This window comes from Phytobacter diazotrophicus, from assembly GCF_052061655.1.
Classification (GTDB): Bacteria; Pseudomonadota; Gammaproteobacteria; order Enterobacterales; family Enterobacteriaceae; genus Phytobacter; species Phytobacter diazotrophicus.
Map to the genome: position 1 here is coordinate 5,609,883 of NZ_CM125428.1, position 17,789 is coordinate 5,627,671.

General features: G+C 51.6%; 12 protein-coding genes, 1 tRNA gene, 3 rRNA genes and 1 pseudogene. 5 read left to right on the forward strand and 12 right to left on the reverse strand.

All coding sequences use genetic code 11. The features are described from left to right. Nucleotides 1-212 precede the first annotated feature (212 nt). Nucleotides 213-1,121, forward strand: coding sequence for a 1-acylglycerol-3-phosphate O-acyltransferase, YihG family (gene yihG / locus ACS0RQ_RS27135; RefSeq protein WP_271850501.1), 909 nt, complete (start codon nt 213-215; stop codon nt 1,119-1,121). A gap of 15 nt (nt 1,122-1,136) precedes the next feature. Here yihG and dsbA read toward each other — a convergent pair whose 3' ends face one another. The 3 genes from dsbA to ACS0RQ_RS27150 form a co-directional block, all read right to left on the reverse strand. Next, nucleotides 1,137-1,760: a thiol:disulfide interchange protein DsbA gene (dsbA, locus tag ACS0RQ_RS27140; RefSeq protein WP_039077377.1), complete on the reverse strand. Its 624-nt coding sequence runs from the start codon at nt 1,758-1,760 to the stop codon at nt 1,137-1,139. 29 nt (nt 1,761-1,789) lie between these two features. Then, on the reverse strand, nt 1,790-2,776 hold the full coding sequence (locus tag ACS0RQ_RS27145) for a serine/threonine protein kinase (RefSeq protein ID WP_165159460.1): 987 nt from the start codon (nt 2,774-2,776) through the stop codon (nt 1,790-1,792). A 76-nt stretch (nt 2,777-2,852) separates the two neighbouring features. Beyond that, nucleotides 2,853-3,122 carry a YihD family protein gene (locus tag ACS0RQ_RS27150; protein WP_165159461.1) on the reverse strand — a complete coding sequence of 90 codons (270 nt, stop codon included), beginning with the start codon at nt 3,120-3,122 and terminating at the stop codon, nt 2,853-2,855. A 126-nt stretch (nt 3,123-3,248) separates the two neighbouring features. Here ACS0RQ_RS27150 and mobA point away from each other — a divergent pair, with 126 nt between their 5' ends. Further along, nucleotides 3,249-3,776 (forward strand): molybdenum cofactor guanylyltransferase, encoded by a 528-nt coding sequence (gene mobA / locus ACS0RQ_RS27155; RefSeq protein ID WP_499079340.1) that lies wholly within the window; start codon nt 3,249-3,251, stop codon nt 3,774-3,776. Continuing rightward, a complete protein-coding gene (mobB, locus tag ACS0RQ_RS27160; protein WP_107223620.1) occupies nt 3,773-4,276 on the forward strand; it encodes a molybdopterin-guanine dinucleotide biosynthesis protein MobB in 504 nt (167 codons plus the stop codon). The genes mobA and mobB overlap by 4 nt, the downstream gene beginning before the upstream one ends. 234 nt (nt 4,277-4,510) lie before the next feature. Here mobB and rrf read toward each other — a convergent pair. The 4 genes from rrf to ACS0RQ_RS27180 all read right to left on the reverse strand — a co-directional run bounded on the left by rrf (nt 4,511) and on the right by ACS0RQ_RS27180 (nt 9,769). Next, nucleotides 4,511-4,626 (reverse strand): 5S ribosomal RNA (gene rrf / locus ACS0RQ_RS27165). Between the two features lie 195 nt (nt 4,627-4,821). Continuing rightward, nucleotides 4,822-7,722, reverse strand: a 23S ribosomal RNA gene (locus ACS0RQ_RS27170). 345 nt (nt 7,723-8,067) lie between these two features. After that, nucleotides 8,068-8,143 (reverse strand) — tRNA-Glu (locus ACS0RQ_RS27175). Nucleotides 8,144-8,228: 85 nt separating this feature from the next. After that, nucleotides 8,229-9,769, reverse strand: a 16S ribosomal RNA gene (locus tag ACS0RQ_RS27180). The 16S, 23S and 5S rRNA genes sit together here with 1 tRNA gene alongside, the layout of an rRNA operon. Before the next feature lie 483 nt (nt 9,770-10,252). Between ACS0RQ_RS27180 and ACS0RQ_RS27185 the strand changes: the two genes are divergently transcribed. After that, entirely contained in the window at nt 10,253-10,957 is a 705-nt protein-coding gene (locus ACS0RQ_RS27185) for a FadR/GntR family transcriptional regulator (RefSeq protein WP_271849141.1), read from the forward strand. 11 nt (nt 10,958-10,968) lie between these two features. Continuing rightward, a pseudogene (mdtD, locus tag ACS0RQ_RS27190) lies at nt 10,969-12,397 on the forward strand (multidrug transporter subunit MdtD). On the opposite strand, the gene rbsR reads toward mdtD, so the two are convergent. From rbsR to rbsA, 5 genes are all read right to left on the reverse strand, one after another. Next, nucleotides 12,363-13,355 (reverse strand): ribose operon transcriptional repressor RbsR, encoded by a 993-nt coding sequence (rbsR, locus tag ACS0RQ_RS27195; RefSeq protein ID WP_103245128.1) that lies wholly within the window; start codon nt 13,353-13,355, stop codon nt 12,363-12,365. The pseudogene mdtD and the gene rbsR sit on opposite strands and share 35 nt — an antisense overlap. Before the next feature lie 3 nt (nt 13,356-13,358). Then, on the reverse strand, nt 13,359-14,288 hold the full coding sequence (gene rbsK, locus ACS0RQ_RS27200) for a ribokinase (protein ID WP_271849255.1): 930 nt from the start codon (nt 14,286-14,288) through the stop codon (nt 13,359-13,361). Nucleotides 14,289-14,392: 104 nt separating this feature from the next. Next, nucleotides 14,393-15,283, reverse strand: a complete 891-nt coding sequence (gene rbsB, locus ACS0RQ_RS27205; RefSeq protein ID WP_039079989.1) for a ribose ABC transporter substrate-binding protein RbsB — start codon at nt 15,281-15,283, stop codon at nt 14,393-14,395. Nucleotides 15,284-15,309: 26 nt separating this feature from the next. Beyond that, complete coding sequence (rbsC, locus tag ACS0RQ_RS27210) at nt 15,310-16,275, reverse strand: ribose ABC transporter permease (RefSeq protein ID WP_110295981.1); 966 nt, start codon at nt 16,273-16,275, stop codon at nt 15,310-15,312. A gap of 5 nt (nt 16,276-16,280) precedes the next feature. Next, complete coding sequence (rbsA, locus tag ACS0RQ_RS27215; RefSeq protein WP_039079991.1) at nt 16,281-17,786, reverse strand: ribose ABC transporter ATP-binding protein RbsA; 1,506 nt, start codon at nt 17,784-17,786, stop codon at nt 16,281-16,283. Nucleotides 17,787-17,789: the final 3 nt, after the last annotated feature.

Below are 17,789 nucleotides of genomic sequence, written 5' to 3' on the forward strand. Positions count from 1 at the left end.
GCATTAAAAAAAGAGAAACGATCATTATTGCCTTTTGGCGACAATTTGCTCCATGTGGATATAAGAAAAAGTAATTTGATTTAGCACAACATCTTACGACCGCACACTAAGGCTAACCTTTACTCAATCATATGAGGTGTTTTCTGATAAGATCAGCGCCTTGCATGCGCCATGATGTTCATGCTGTGATTAACCATTTGAATAAATTAACTATGTCGAGACTGCTCGTTGTATGCACTCTGGTATTGAGTGTCATACTCACCATCCTGGTGACTATCTTCTGTTCTGTACCGATCATTATCGCCGGTATTATTAAGCTATTACTGCCGATTCCGGTACTGTGGCGCGCTATCTCTGCATTTTGTAATTTTATGATGTATTGCTGGTGTGAAGGACTGGCCTGGCTGCTGCATCTTAACCCGCATCTCCAGTGGGATATTGAAGGCCTGGAAGGGCTGAACAAAAAGAACTGGTACCTGCTTATCTGCAACCACCATAGCTGGGCAGATATCGTGGTGCTGTGCGTGCTTTTCCGCAAACATATCCCGATGAATAAGTACTTTCTTAAGCAACAGTTGGCCTGGGTCCCCTTTATTGGGCTGGCCTGCTGGGCGCTGGATATGCCGTTTATGCGTCGCTATTCACGGGGCTACCTGATACGCCATCCCGAGCGGCGCGGTAAAGATGTGGAGACCACGCGCCGTTCCTGCGAGAAGTTTCGTCTCCACCCGACAACCATTGTGAATTTCGTTGAAGGTTCACGCTTTACCGATGAAAAACGTGTCAAGACACGATCGGCATTCAATAACCTGCTCCCCCCTAAAGCAGCAGGGATAGCGATGGCCCTCGGCGTTTTGGGCAAGCAATTCGATAAATTGCTTGATGTTACGCTCTGCTATCCGGAAAACGACAAAAAACCGTTTTTTGATATGTTAAGCGGGAAGTTAACGCGCATTGTTGTTCGCGTAAATTTGTTATCGGTTAACGAAGATTTGCATGGCGATTATGTTAACGATAAGAACTTTAAGCGCGGTTTTCAGCAGTGGCTAAATGCGTTATGGAGCGAGAAAGACCAGCAAATTGACGCAATCAAACGTGGATATAACAACGCCGGTCAATGACCGGCGTTTATGGTATTACTTCTTCTCAACAAGGTATCGAACCGTGTCAGCATACTGCTGTACGAAGATATCCATGCTGCTGGTATCCATGCCTTGCATATTCAACTGATATTTGCCGTTAACATACATGGCCGGAACACCCTGTAACTGCAAGTCAGCAGCCGCTTTCTCTTGTTGAGCAACCAGTGATTTCACAACAAAGCTATTCCACGCCGCATCGTACTCTTCACCTTTGACGCCAGCTTTGATAAAGACATCGCGGATATCAGCAACAGACTGAACGGTTTGTGTTTTCTGCACGGCCTCAAACATCGGTGCGGTGATTTTGTCTTCCACGCCAAGAGCCATTGCAACAGCCCATGCCTGAGTCATCTCTTTGCCCAACGGGCCAAGGAACTCAACATGGTATTTCGTCATCTTAGTGCCTTCCGGCAGCTTCTGTTTTACAGCATCCGCAACATGCCATACATGTTCAAAGTCGTAGCAGTGCGGGCAATAGAATGAGAAAAACTCCAGGACTTGTGGTTCGCCAGCAACCGGTTTATCGAGCGTAATGTACTGTTTACCATCGGTAAATTGTGCTGCCGAAGCGCTAAAAGCCAGAATCATTCCTGCCAGCGCCAGCCAAATTTTCTTCATGATTAAATCTCTCCAGGATGTGTCACACATTAGTAAATCGGCATTAATTGTAGAGGCGGTTCTTGCAACGCCTTTACCTGCCCAAGAAAAGTCGCCGTCTGATCGCGCCAGTAATCTTCCCCAGTTAACCACGGGAAGTTTTTGGGAAAAGCCGGATCATCCCAGCGACGGATAATCCACGCCAGATAGTAAACCAGGCGCATAGCGCGAAGCGGTTCAATAAGGCTGAGTTCGGCCGTATCAAATTCGCAGAATTCTTCATAGGCCTCGATAATCATCTCAAGTTGCATGCGCTGCTCGGCTTTGTCGCCATGCAACAACATCCAGAGATCCTGAATCGCCGGGCCATTACGGGCGTCATCCAGATCCACAAACAGCGGACCATCGCGCCAGAGTATATTCCCGGCATGACAGTCGCCATGTAAGCGCAGATTGGTAAAACGATTATGCCAGTGCGCCATGACGGCTTCGATAAGCTGATCGGCGGCACGTAAGAAACTGTCTTTCAACGAGGCTGGGATAAGCGCAGAATCTTCAAAGACCTGACGAGGCTCAAGAAGATACTCCTTCACCCCCATATCCGGACGGTGGACGAATAGTGCCTTACGGCCGGTTTGATGCAGGCGACCAAGATAGCGGCCAACCCATTCCATTTGATCCAGATTATCCGCTTCGAACTGACGCCCCCCGACGCTCGGGAAAACCGCATAATAAAACCCCTGATGGGTCAGTAAGGTTTGATTGTCGAAGGCGAGCGGTGCGGCAACAGGAACTTCATCACCCAGAAGATCCAGCGCAAATCGATGTTCTTCCTGGAGTTGTTCTGCGGACCAGCGTTCAGGACGGTAGAACTTCACCACATAACGGCGACGGTCTTCGTCCTGAAACTGGTAAACACGGTTCTCATAGCTGTTAAGAGGAGTAAGACCGGAGTCGACCCGAATTCCCCGCTCAAACAACGCATCCATGATCGTGTCAGGATGGAGAGTCTGGAAAGTAAAAGCGTTATGGTTCATCCCATTATCCGCAAATAAAGCCGAATGATTGAGGATATCATTTCACTGCGCTTTCGGTGGCTTCACTTACAAGCTTTTACTCTTTAATTACGCCACGTGCGCGGAGCAAAGCAGTTTTAAAATCTTCTTCATAATCTTTCTTAATACCCGGAATTACCGCATCTTTATCTGAGTCACGCATTTTCAGGTGATAAATCAGAATGTCGTCACTTAAATCGATAAGCTCTCCCTCATAACCTGATTCATTCGCCAGTTTCTGTAAAAATTGCATCAGACTTAATTCTGGTTCTTTCTGCCACGCAGGCTGGAGGAGTTCGATAACTTCATTCAGGCGTTTACATTTCATGGTGGTGCTCCTTACTCTTGGTACAGACACGTTATCAGGGTCAAACCCACAATAAAAGAGGCGATAAGGTTGATTAAAAAGGGTGTGGTAACAGGTGTGATACTCGCAGGCGGTAAAGCCTCGCGGATGGGAGGTCAGGATAAAGGATTACTGGTGCTAAAAGGAAAACCGCTGTGGGAATACGTCGCACACGCGATGGCGCCTCAGGTGGGGCACATTGTGATCAGTGCAAACCGTAATCTGAAAAGCTACCGGGCAAGCGGCTTACCCGTGTACCAGGATCAACTGGTTGATTTCCCCGGTCCACTGGCAGGTATGCTGTCTGTTATGCAGCAGTGCGAGAGTGAGTGGTTTCTGTTCTCTCCTTGCGACACACCTTACATTCCGGACAATCTGCTCGAGCGATTAAGTGCAGAATGTAAGAGCACAAATCCGGTGTGGGTGCATGATGGTGAACGTGACCATCCAACGATTGCCCTGGTGAACCGTATCAACGCGCCGCAACTGCAAGACTACCTTAGCCGAGGAGAACGCCGGGTCATGGTTTTTATGCGTGAAGTCGGAGGGCATTCCGTCGACTTTAGCGATACAAAGGAAAGCTTTGTGAATGTGAATACACCAGAAGATCTGGCGCGCTGGCAGGAGAAAGTATGATACCCGCACTGGCTATTGCCGCCTGGAGTGGTACCGGAAAGACGACGCTACTAAAAAAGCTGATTCCTGCATTATGCGAGCAAGGGATCCGCCCCGGTCTGATTAAGCATACCCATCATAATATGGACGTTGATAAGCCCGGTAAGGACAGTTACGAGTTACGTAAAGCCGGTGCAGCACAAACGATTGTGGCCAGTTCGCAACGCTGGGCCTTAATGACCGAAACGCCGGATGAGCCGGAGCTTAATTTAGCGTATCTGGTCAGCCGAATGGATGCTTCTACGCTGGATCTGGTGCTCGTTGAGGGCTTTAAGCACGAAGCAGTCGCTAAGATCTTACTGTTTCGTCAGGGCTGCGGACACAGAGAAGAAGAACTTATTATCGATAAACATGTCATCGCTATCGCCAGTGATGTCCCGCTGGCCGTGGATGTTCAGCTTTTAGATATCAATGATATAGAGCAGATTTCGGCATTTGTTATGCGCTGGTTAGGGCGTTAAGGAAGGTTACCATCAGGAGGAAAAGTGTCTGGTAATAAATTAAAGCGTGAAAACGCAAAAAGCCCATCCGTGAGGATGGGCTTCTTACTTGTTTGATGCCTGGCAGTTTATGAATCACGTTGTGATTCACCCTTCGGGCCGTTGCTGCGCAACGTTCAAAAGCTCTCGCTTTTGTCCTACTCTCTGTCGAGTAGCGAACTGCCCCGAAGACTGGTGCAGGTCTTTTAATTTGATGCCTGGCAGTTCCCTACTCTCACATGGGGAGACCCCACACTACCATCGGCGCTACGGCGTTTCACTTCTGAGTTCGGCATGGGGTCAGGTGGGACCACCGCGCTAAAGCCGCCAGGCAAATTCTGTTGCCAGAAACGAATCTTTTTCACTGTGGCTGCGTTGGCTGCATTCGTAAAGTCAGTCACATACTCATGTATGCTCCTTCCTTTCCTTCATTTGCCGCCTTGCCTCAGCGTAAAATCTTTCGTTCCCGAAAATCTGTAATCAATGCTGAAAATCTTCTCAATCCGCCAAAACATCTTCGGCGTTGTAAGGTTAAGCCTCACGGTTCATTAGTACCGGTTAGCTCAACGCATCGCTGCGCTTACACACCCGGCCTATCAACGTCGTCGTCTTCAACGTTCCTTTAGTGGACTTAAAGTCCAAGGGAGAACTCATCTCGGGGCAAGTTTCGTGCTTAGATGCTTTCAGCACTTATCTCTTCCGCATGTAGCTACCGGGCAATGCCATTGGCATGACAACCCGAACACCAGTGATGCGTCCACTCCGGTCCTCTCGTACTAGGAGCAGCCCCCCTCAATTCTCCAGCGCCCACGGCAGATAGGGACCGAACTGTCTCACGACGTTCTAAACCCAGCTCGCGTACCACTTTAAATGGCGAACAGCCATACCCTTGGGACCTACTTCAGCCCCAGGATGTGATGAGCCGACATCGAGGTGCCAAACACCGCCGTCGATATGAACTCTTGGGCGGTATCAGCCTGTTATCCCCGGAGTACCTTTTATCCGTTGAGCGATGGCCCTTCCATTCAGAACCACCGGATCACTATGACCTGCTTTCGCACCTGCTCGCGCCGTCACGCTCGCAGTCAAGCTGGCTTATGCCATTGCACTAACCTCCTGATGTCCGACAGGATTAGCCAACCTTCGTGCTCCTCCGTTACTCTTTGGGAGGAGACCGCCCCAGTCAAACTACCCACCAGACACTGTCCGCAACCCGGATCACGGGTCCACGTTAGAACATCAAACATTAAAGGGTGGTATTTCAAGGTTGGCTCCACGCAGACTGGCGTCCACGCTTCAAAGCCTCCCACCTATCCTACACATCAAGGCTCAATGTTCAGTGTCAAGCTATAGTAAAGGTTCACGGGGTCTTTCCGTCTTGCCGCGGGTACACTGCATCTTCACAGCGAGTTCAATTTCACTGAGTCTCGGGTGGAGACAGCCTGGCCATCATTACGCCATTCGTGCAGGTCGGAACTTACCCGACAAGGAATTTCGCTACCTTAGGACCGTTATAGTTACGGCCGCCGTTTACCGGGGCTTCGATCAAGAGCTTCTCCTTACGGATAACCCCATCAATTAACCTTCCGGCACCGGGCAGGCGTCACACCGTATACGTCCACTTTCGTGTTTGCACAGTGCTGTGTTTTTAATAAACAGTTGCAGCCAGCTGGTATCTTCGACTGATTTCAGCTCCACCCGCAGGGGCTTCACCTACATATCAGCGTGCCTTCTCCCGAAGTTACGGCACCATTTTGCCTAGTTCCTTCACCCGAGTTCTCTCAAGCGCCTTGGTATTCTCTACCTGACCACCTGTGTCGGTTTGGGGTACGATTTGATGTTACCTGATGCTTAGAGGCTTTTCCTGGAAGCAGGGCATTTGTTACTTCATCACCGTAGTGACTCGTCATCACACCTCAGCCTTGATTATCCGGATTTGCCTGGATAATCAGCCTACATGCTTAAACCGGGACAACCGTCGCCCGGCTAACATAGCCTTCTCCGTCCCCCCTTCGCAGTAACACCAAGTACAGGAATATTAACCTGTTTCCCATCGACTACGCCTTTCGGCCTCGCCTTAGGGGTCGACTCACCCTGCCCCGATTAACGTTGGACAGGAACCCTTGGTCTTCCGGCGAGCGGGCTTTTCACCCGCTTTATCGTTACTTATGTCAGCATTCGCACTTCTGATACCTCCAGCATGCCTCACAGCACACCTTCGCAGGCTTACAGAACGCTCCCCTACCCAACAACACATAGTGTCGCTGCCGCAGCTTCGGTGCATGGTTTAGCCCCGTTACATCTTCCGCGCAGGCCGACTCGACCAGTGAGCTATTACGCTTTCTTTAAATGATGGCTGCTTCTAAGCCAACATCCTGGCTGTCTGTGCCTTCCCACATCGTTTCCCACTTAACCATGACTTTGGGACCTTAGCTGGCGGTCTGGGTTGTTTCCCTCTTCACGACGGACGTTAGCACCCGCCGTGTGTCTCCCGTGATAACATTCTCCGGTATTCGTAGTTTGCATCGGGTTGGTAAGCCGGGATGGCCCCCTAGCCGAAACAGTGCTCTACCCCCGGAGATGAATTCACGAGGCGCTACCTAAATAGCTTTCGGGGAGAACCAGCTATCTCCCGGTTTGATTGGCCTTTCACCCCCAGCCACAAGTCATCCGCTAATTTTTCAACATTAGTCGGTTCGGTCCTCCAGTTAGTGTTACCCAACCTTCAACCTGCCCATGGCTAAATCACCGGGTTTCGGGTCTATACCCTGCAACTTAACGCCCAGTTAAGACTCGGTTTCCCTTCGGCTCCCCTATTCGGTTAACCTTGCTACAGAATATAAGTCGCTGACCCATTATACAAAAGGTACGCAGTCACCCCATTAAGAGGCTCCCACTGCTTGTACGTACACGGTTTCAGGTTCTTTTTCACTCCCCTCGCCGGGGTTCTTTTCGCCTTTCCCTCACGGTACTGGTTCACTATCGGTCAGTCAGGAGTATTTAGCCTTGGAGGATGGTCCCCCCATATTCAGACAGGATACCACGTGTCCCGCCCTACTCATCGAGCTCACAGCCTGTGTGCTTTCGTGTACGGGGCTGTCACCCTGTATCGCGCGACTTTCCAGACGCTTCCACTAACACACAAGCTGATTCAGGCTCTGGGCTGCTCCCCGTTCGCTCGCCGCTACTGGGGGAATCTCGGTTGATTTCTTTTCCTCGGGGTACTTAGATGTTTCAGTTCCCCCGGTTCGCCTCGTTTGACTATGTATTCATCAAACGATAGTGCAACGGATTGCACTGGGTTTCCCCATTCGGACATCGCCGGGTCAAAGGTTCATATCACCTCGCCGGCGCTTTTCGCAGATTAGCACGTCCTTCATCGCCTCTGACTGCCAGGGCATCCACCGTGTACGCTTAGTCGCTTAACCTCACAACCCGAAGATGTCTTGTTCTGTCCGGTTTGTTACGCGTTGTGAATACTGCGTTGTTCCGTACTCGCGATGCTCATGGACATTAAGTCCACTCCGCTCGCTGCGTGCGGTACGCCTTGTCTTCACGTCGCTCACGTCACCTTTTACAGTGTCATCTTCTGATTGCGATAATTTGAGAGACTCGAACACACCGTCATCTGTTCTTATTACGGAGAACAGACACTGTGTGTCGTTTCAATTTTCAGCTTGATCCAGATTTTTAAAGAGCAAATATCTCAAACATCACCCGAAGATGAGTTTTGAGATATTAAGGCAGGTGACTTTCACTCACAAACCAGCAAGTGGCGTCCCCTAGGGGATTCGAACCCCTGTTACCGCCGTGAAAGGGCGGTGTCCTGGGCCTCTAGACGAAGGGGACACTGAAGTCTCACTCGCAAGACGCCTTGCTTTTTACTTTTCATCAGACAATCTGTGTGAGCACTACAAAGGCAGGTTCTTTAAGGTAAGGAGGTGATCCAACCGCAGGTTCCCCTACGGTTACCTTGTTACGACTTCACCCCAGTCATGAATCACAAAGTGGTAAGCGCCCTCCCGAAGGTTAAGCTACCTACTTCTTTTGCAACCCACTCCCATGGTGTGACGGGCGGTGTGTACAAGGCCCGGGAACGTATTCACCGTGGCATTCTGATCCACGATTACTAGCGATTCCGACTTCATGGAGTCGAGTTGCAGACTCCAATCCGGACTACGACATACTTTATGAGGTCCGCTTGCTCTCGCGAGGTCGCTTCTCTTTGTATATGCCATTGTAGCACGTGTGTAGCCCTGGTCGTAAGGGCCATGATGACTTGACGTCATCCCCACCTTCCTCCAGTTTATCACTGGCAGTCTCCTTTGAGTTCCCGGCCGGACCGCTGGCAACAAAGGATAAGGGTTGCGCTCGTTGCGGGACTTAACCCAACATTTCACAACACGAGCTGACGACAGCCATGCAGCACCTGTCTCACGGTTCCCGAAGGCACTAAGGCATCTCTGCCAAATTCCGTGGATGTCAAGACCAGGTAAGGTTCTTCGCGTTGCATCGAATTAAACCACATGCTCCACCGCTTGTGCGGGCCCCCGTCAATTCATTTGAGTTTTAACCTTGCGGCCGTACTCCCAGGCGGTCGACTTAACGCGTTAGCTCCGGAAGCCACGCCTCAAGGGCACAACCTCCAAGTCGACATCGTTTACGGCGTGGACTACCAGGGTATCTAATCCTGTTTGCTCCCCACGCTTTCGCACCTGAGCGTCAGTCTTTGTCCAGGGGGCCGCCTTCGCCACCGGTATTCCTCCAGATCTCTACGCATTTCACCGCTACACCTGGAATTCTACCCCCCTCTACAAGACTCAAGCCTGCCAGTTTCGAATGCAGTTCCCAGGTTGAGCCCGGGGATTTCACATCCGACTTGACAGACCGCCTGCGTGCGCTTTACGCCCAGTAATTCCGATTAACGCTTGCACCCTCCGTATTACCGCGGCTGCTGGCACGGAGTTAGCCGGTGCTTCTTCTGCGGGTAACGTCAATCAACACGGTTATTAACCGTACTGCCTTCCTCCCCGCTGAAAGTGCTTTACAACCCGAAGGCCTTCTTCACACACGCGGCATGGCTGCATCAGGCTTGCGCCCATTGTGCAATATTCCCCACTGCTGCCTCCCGTAGGAGTCTGGACCGTGTCTCAGTTCCAGTGTGGCTGGTCATCCTCTCAGACCAGCTAGGGATCGTCGCCTTGGTGAGCCATTACCTCACCAACAAGCTAATCCCATCTGGGCACATCCGATGGCAAGAGGCCCGAAGGTCCCCCTCTTTGGTCTTGCGACATTATGCGGTATTAGCTACCGTTTCCAGTAGTTATCCCCCTCCATCGGGCAGTTTCCCAGACATTACTCACCCGTCCGCCACTCGTCACCCGAGGAGCAAGCTCCTCTGTGCTACCGTTCGACTTGCATGTGTTAGGCCTGCCGCCAGCGTTCAATCTGAGCCATGATCAAACTCTTCAATTTAAAAGTTTGATGCTCAATGAATTAAACTTCGTAATGAATTACGTGTTCACTCGTTGAGACTTGGTATTCATTTATCGTCCGAGGACGTTAAGAATCCATGTCACTTTGAGTGCCCACACAGATTGTCTGATAAATTGTTAAAGAGCAGTGCAACGCGGCTTTCGCTCACCGTTGCGAGGTGGCGTATATTACGCTTTCCTCTTTCAGAGTCAAGCGTTTATTTTCGCTTTTCTCTGCCGGGACTCTCAGGAGAACCCCGCTGACCCGGCGGCTTGTTTGCCGTTGTTCCGTGTCAGTGGAGGCGCATTATAGGGAGTTCTTTTGAAGTGACAAGCATAAATTTCAAAAAAGTTTTTAACCGTCTCTTTTTTCAACAAGACGCGGTAAAAAGCACCGTAAAAGACCTGTTTTGCTGTTTTTGCCACCACAGGAATAGCCCCGGTGGCATACTAAAGAGTGAATAAGAATAAAAGGAAGCGATAAATGTCTTTGAACGCACAACAGCTTGCCGCGCAAAAAAACCTCTCATGGGTGCTGGCGGAGAAACTGGCACAACAAATTCTGAGAGGCGAATATGCCCCGAGCTGCATTTTGCCTGGCGAGATAGAGTTGGGTGAGCAGTTCGGTGTAAGCCGCACAGCGGTCAGGGAGGCGGTAAAGACATTAACAGCGAAAGGTATGGTGCTTCCTCGCCCGCGCATCGGTACCCGGGTTATGCCCAGAGAGAACTGGAATTTCCTTGATAAAGAATTACTGGTCTGGTGGATGAGCGAGGATAACTTTCATGAAGTCATCCAGCACTTCCTTATTATGCGTAACAGTCTCGAACCACAAGCTTGCCAGTTGGCTGCACAATTAGGCAGCGCGGAACAAAAAGCACACCTCAATACATTAATGGAAGAGATGGTGTATCTGAAAAAGCACTTTAACCGTGATCGCTGGATTGAAGTTGATATGTCCTGGCACGAACATATTTATACGATGAGTGCTAATCCTTTTCTTATCTCTTTCGCTACGCTGTTCCATTCTATATACCATACCTACTTTACTTCCATCACTCAGGACCAGGCCATAAAGCTCGATCTGCATCAGGCTATTGTTGATGCGATTCAGGAAAGTGATGGGGATAGTGCCTTTCAGGCTTGCCAGACTCTGTTGAAGACGCCAAACGCGCCAACGGCAAAATAACAGGACAAAGAATGACTGAAAAGAAAGCTCGCAGTATGGCCGGATTGCCGTGGATTGCGGCTATGGCCTTCTTTATGCAGGCGCTGGACGCCACCATTCTGAATACCGCACTACCCGCTATCGCACAAAGCCTTGATCGTTCTCCTCTTGCTATGCAGTCCGCCATTATCAGTTATACCCTGACGGTCGCCATGTTGATTCCGGCAAGCGGCTGGCTGGCGGACCGTTTTGGCACCCGGCGTGTCTTCATGCTGGCCGTCACCCTCTTTACGCTGGGTTCACTGGCCTGCGCACTCTCGACGTCGCTCGGGGCACTGGTCTGCTTTCGCGTGATTCAGGGAATAGGCGGTGCAATGATGATGCCAGTTGCACGTCTGGCACTACTACGCGCCTATCCGCGCAGTGAGCTTCTGCCGGTACTCAACTTTGTCACTATGCCAGGCCTGGTAGGCCCCATCCTCGGCCCGGTATTGGGTGGCGTGCTGGTGACCTGGGCAAGCTGGCACTGGATCTTCCTTATTAATATTCCGATTGGTATAGCCGGGATTTTATATGCACGTAAATATATGCCGAACTTCACCACACCGCGTAAAGGCTTCGATACCGGCGGCTTTTTCCTCTTCGGCCTGAGCCTGGTCCTGTTTTCCAGTGGCATGGAGTTGTTTGGCGAGAAAATTGTCGCAAGCTGGCTGGCATCGGCCGTGATACTGAGCGGCGTGCTATTATTTCTTCTTTATATTCGCCACGCGCGCCGTCACCCCACGCCGCTCATCTCGCTCAATCTGTTTAAGACACGCACCTTCTCTGTGGGTATTGTCGGTAATATTGCTTCGCGACTGGGGACGGGCTGTGTGCCATTTTTGATGCCGCTCATGCTACAGGTTGGGTTTGGCTATCCTGCACTGATTGCCGGATGCATGATGGCGCCGACGGCAATGGGGTCCATTCTGGCAAAATCTATGGTCACCCAGGTATTGCGCCGCCTGGGTTACAGGAAAACACTGGTAGCCATTACCCTGTTTATCGGTTTGATGATTGCGCAATTTTCTCTGCAATCACCGTCAATGGAAGTGTGGCTGCTGATATTACCGCTGTTCATCCTGGGGATGGCCATGTCCACACAATTCACCGCTATGAATACCATTACGCTTGCCGACCTGACTGACGAAAACGCCAGTAGCGGGAATAGTGTACTGGCCGTAACGCAACAGCTCTCCATCAGCCTTGGTGTCGCCGTCAGTGCGGCAGTTTTGCGGTTTTACGAAGGGTTTGACAGCGCGAATACCGTGGAGCAGTTTCACTATACCTTTGTGACGATGGGTGCCATCACCCTGGTATCCGCCCTGACCTTTATGCTGTTAAAGCCGAAAGATGGTCGTAACCTGATAAAAGAAAAGCATTAATACTACGCTGAACCACGCTCCATCAACACCGGCGTAAGCTGTAGCCGCTGTTGTTGTTGCGTAGGGTCAGAGATACGGTGAATCAACACATCGATCGCCAGCTCCCCCAGTTCATCTTTCGGCTGATGAATAGTGGTGAGCGGTGGCGTCATATACTGCGCCAGTTCAATGTCGTCATAACCAACAATGGCAATATCCTGCGGCACACGCAGCCCGGCCTGATACAGTGCCAGATAAGCCCCGACAGCCATCGCATCATTACAAATAAATACCGCCTGCGGGCGCGCTTCCAGCGCCAGCAGCATCTGCATTGCTTCAAAGCCGCCGCTGAACTCAAAGTTGCCAATAATCTCATCACCGTCATGGATGGTCAGGCCCGCGCGGGCCATCGCATCACGATAACCTTCGAGGCGCAGGCGGGCAGGCGTTTTATCTAGCGGGCCAGCAATACAGGCAATATGGGTATGCCCTTTATTGATCAGGTACTGCGTCGCCATGTCGCCGCCGAGCAGAGAATTATCCTGAATAAGGTCACTGTCCCCATCAAACGGAGCCCAGTCCATCATCACCGTGGGCACCGAGGGGTAACGCTGCAGAATTTCCCGGGAAGGCTGATGCGTTTCCGTACATAAAAGCAGCAGACCATCGACACGCTTTTGCATCAGCGTTTCAAGATTGCTGTTCATGCGCTGCTCATCCCCTTCGGTATTGCATAACACCAGGCTATAACCGCGCTCAAAGCAGCTACGCTCCACGCCACGCACCAGTTCAGAGTAGAAAGGGTTTGTACTGGCAGTAATCAACATCCCGATAGTGCGGGTTTGATTGATTTTCAGGCTGCGCGCCAGCGCAGACGGCGCATAGTTGAGCGCCTTGATCGCGGACTCCACCTTTTCGCGGATGGCTTCACTGACAAAGCGATCTTTATTGATGACATGCGAAACGGTTGACGTCGATACGCCCGCCATCCGGGCCACATCCTTCATCGTAGCCAATCATCACCCCTGCTTAGCCAGGAAATCGTCAATTTCTTTGCGCCACGGAACAGACGGTTGCGCGCCTTTGCGGGTGACAGCAATGGCCGCCGCCGCATGAGCAAAACGAATAGCGTCATCCAGCGCGAAGTCTTCCAGCAGTGCGGTCATCAGAGCACCATTAAAGGTATCCCCGGCTGCAATGGTATCAATGGCTTTCACTTTAAAGCCAGGAACGCGACGACCGTCGCCTTTCACGCTAGCCCAGACACCACGGCTTCCCAGCGTAATGATGACTGTATCAATGCCTTTGCCGTGTAGTACCTGCGCCGCGCGCGCCGCATCCTCATCGCTGGCAACATTAATACCCGTCAGTTTTTCGGCTTCGGTTTCATTCGGTGTAATGATATCCACCAGCGCCAGCAGTTCATCAGAAAGCTCACGTGCCGGAGCGGGGTTGAGCGCCACAATGGTCTGGTTCGCATGGGCAATACGCGCTGCGGCCAGAACGCTTTCTACCGGGGATTCAAGTTGCATTAACAGCGCGGAAGCCTGGGCAATACGCTCCTGCTGGGCATCAACAAGTGCCGGAGAGAGCGCCGCGTTCGCACCCGCATGAATACCGATGACATTCTCACCTTCGCCATTAACAAAAATCAGCGCCACGCCGGTCGACTCATTAGCAATCACGCTAACAGGCGCCACATCAATGTTGTCGCTAATGAGTTGCTGACGGACACGTTCACCGGTGTCGTCATCACCCGTGCAGGCAATGAAGGCTATATCCGCACCGCTGCGCCCGGCAGCCACCGCCTGGTTTGCACCTTTACCGCCGAATGCAATCTGATATTGCGTGCCGGTAACGGTCTCCCCGGGGGTTGGGAATGATTCAAGGTTAAGAATGTGATCGGCATTAATACTACCGAGGACAACAAGTTTGCCTGTGGTTTTCATGATGAGCTTGTCCATTAAAATGCGCCACCCGCCAGCGGGTGGCGCGAGCTCTGCTTTTCTTGATGCTTTTTTCAGGCTATCCCGGTGAGATAGCCTGACGATTTTTATTGTTTGATAACCAGTTTCAGGTCTACCGGGATTTTGGCGTGGACTTTTTCACCTTTCAGCACCTGTGCTGCGGTGTCTACGCCTTTCGCGCCAATCATTTCCGGAAGCTGAGCAATCGTCGCCGCCATTTTGCCGTCATTTACGGCTTTTACGCCATCAGGCGTACCGTCAAACCCAACCACCATCACATCTGTTTTACCTGCAGTTTGCAGGGCGCGCATCGCACCCAGCGCCATTTCATCGTTCTGTGCAAACACTGCCTGTACATCCGGGTGCGCCGTCAGCAGGTTCTGCATAACGTTCAGGCCTTTTGTACGGTCAAAGTCAGCCGGCTGGCTCGCCAGGACGTTAAATTTATGGGCGGCAACAGCCTGCTGGAAGCCTTCGCCACGCTCACGGGCAGCAGATGTCCCCGCAATACCCTGCAGTTCGATAACTTTCGCGCCTTCACCGGCTTTCTTGGCAATGTAGTCGCCAGCAATTTTACCGCCCAGCACGTTATCCGAAGCGATGTGGCTTACCACTTCGCCTTTCGCAGCAGCACGGTCAAGGGTGATAACCGGAATGTTTGCCTGATTCGCCATCTTCACGGCGTTACCTACAGCGTCGGAATCAGTCGGGTTGATAAGCAGCAGTTTGGTACCGCGTACCGTTAAGTCCTGAACGTTAGCCAGCTCTTTTGCCGGGTTATTTTGTGAATCCAGCACAACCAGATCGTAACCCAGTTTGTCCGCTTCTTTCTGCGCGCCATCTTTAAGGCTGACGAAGAACGGGTTGTTCAGTGTGGAAATAACCAATGCAATCGTGTCTTTCGCCATCGCGTTCGCACTTACGGTGGCGCTCAGTGCAACAGCAGAAACCAGAGTGGCCAGTTTTTTCATGTTCATATCATGATGTCCTGTAGTGTAGGTAATTACTGCTTTTTGTTGTCTACCAAGACCGCCAGCAGAATCACTACTGCTTTAACGATCATCTGGTAATAGGATGAAACACTTAACAAATTCAATCCATTATTCAGGAAGCCGAGAATCAATGCGCCGATCAATGTCCCAACGATGCGCCCTTTACCACCTGCAAGACTGGTACCGCCCAACACCACCGCAGCGATAGCATCGAGCTCATAGCCGGTACCTGCAGTCGGTTGCCCTGAGGAGAGGCGCGCAACTTCAATGATGCCCGCCAGCGACGCCAAAAGCCCACACAAAGAGTAGACAATCACTTTGACTTTATCGACGCTGATACCGGACAAACGTGTTGCGGCTTCATTTCCCCCGAGCGCATAGATATAGCGGCCCAAACGGGTGTGATGCAGTAAGTACCAGGTGGCGATAAAGACAATTGCCATGAGCCATACTGGTGTCGGGATCCCCAGCGGGCGACCAATACCAAACCAGCCAAAGACATCTGCATTATCCGTAAAACCAGTGTTGATCGGGCTCCCGTTGGTGTACACCAGCGTCACACCGCGCAGTAAGAGCATCATGACCAGGGTTGCGATGAACGCCTGCACTCGCCCTTTCGCCACGATAGTCCCGGTTACCGCGCCAATAGCAGCCCCCAGCGCCAGAGCGGCGGCGACAGCCACCAGCGCATTCACTTCCATACCGACGAGCGACGCGGCAACCGCACCGGTCAACGCCAGCAGAGAACCGACGGACAGATCGATCCCGGAAGTTAAAATAACCAGCGTCATGCCAACCGCCATAATGGCGTTCACGGAGGTTTGCTGCAGGATATTCAGCAGGTTATTGACGGTAAAAAAGTTCGGACTCATGGTCGACACAATGGCAATCAGCACCAGCAAGGCAATCAGCGATTTTTGTTCCATCAACCACGCTTTGGTGAAATAGCGGCGACCAGAAACAGCCTGGGTAGTCATCTTTTTTACTCCTGATTCACACGATTAAGCTTGCCCACTGCGGCAGCCATCAATACTTCCTGAGTGGCCTGCTCGCGCGTGAATTCACCGCCGAGATGCCCTTCATGCATCACCATGATGCGATCACTCATACCTAAGACTTCTGGCATCTCCGATGACACCAGAATGATACTCAGGCCGTCGGCCTTGAACTGGTTAATAAGCTGGTAAATCTCTTTTTTCGCCCCGACGTCAACGCCGCGGGTCGGCTCATCGAGGATCAGCACTTTCGGGCGCGTCATCAAACCGCGTGCGATAGCCACTTTCTGCTGGTTACCACCAGAAAGCAGGCCAATAGCCTGTTCCATTGATGGCGTTTTGACATTGAACAGACGAATGAAATCACTCACCGCCTGCTGCTCTTCTTTATGTTTTAAATTGCCACCCGGACGGCTGAAATAACCCAGCGCCGTCAGCGACATGTTCTCTTTAACCGACATACCCAGCACTAAACCATCGCGCTTGCGGTCTTCGGAGATGTAGACGATACCGTTCGCCAGGCCATCCTGCGGTGAACGGGTAACCACTTCATGACCATCCAGCGTGACGCTCCCGCTGGTGCGCGGCAACGCCCCATAAAGTACTTTCATCAGTTCGGTACGCCCGGCGCCCATCAGACCCGCCACGCCCAGAATCTCCCCTTTGCGCAGGGTAAAACTCACATTGTTCACGCCTGGGCCGCACAGGTTATCGACTTTCAGACGGATATCGCCCGGCGCTTTATCGAGGCGCGGGTATTGATCTTCCAGTTTGCGCCCAACCATCATTTCGATAAGCGTATCTTCGGTCAGCGTTGCAACTTCACGCTCGGCGATAAACTGGCCGTCGCGGAACACGGTCACATCATCGCAAATCTCGAAGATCTCTTTCATACGGTGAGAGATATAGACAATCCCGCGCCCTTGCGCTTTCAATTCGCGAATGACGCGGAAAAGGGATTCAGTTTCGGTATCGGTCAGGGCATCGGTCGGTTCATCCATAATGATGACCTGCGACTCATAACTCAGGACCTTCGCAATCTCGACCATCTGTTGATCGCCAATGGAAAGCTCACCCACCAGCCTGTCGCTTTTAAAGCGGAGATTCAGTTTAAGCAGCAGCTTATCGGCTTCGGCATACATCTTTTTCCAGTCGATTTTGCCAAAGCGGTTAACGAATTCACGGCCGATAAAGATATTTTCGGCAATGGTGAGCTGGGGGATCAGGTTGAGTTCCTGGTGAATAATGCCGATGCCGGCTTCTTGCGAGGATTTCGGTCCGGTAAAGGTGGTCTCTTTACCCAGCCACAGTAATGAACCGGCATCACGGGTATAGATGCCGGTCAGGACTTTCATCATCGTGGATTTGCCCGCGCCATTTTCGCCGACCAGCGCCATGACGCGGCCGGGATAAACATTTAACGCGGCGCCAGACAGGGCTTTCACGCCCGGGAACGCTTTATCGATCCCTTTGAGTTGCAGTAATGCGTCCATGAT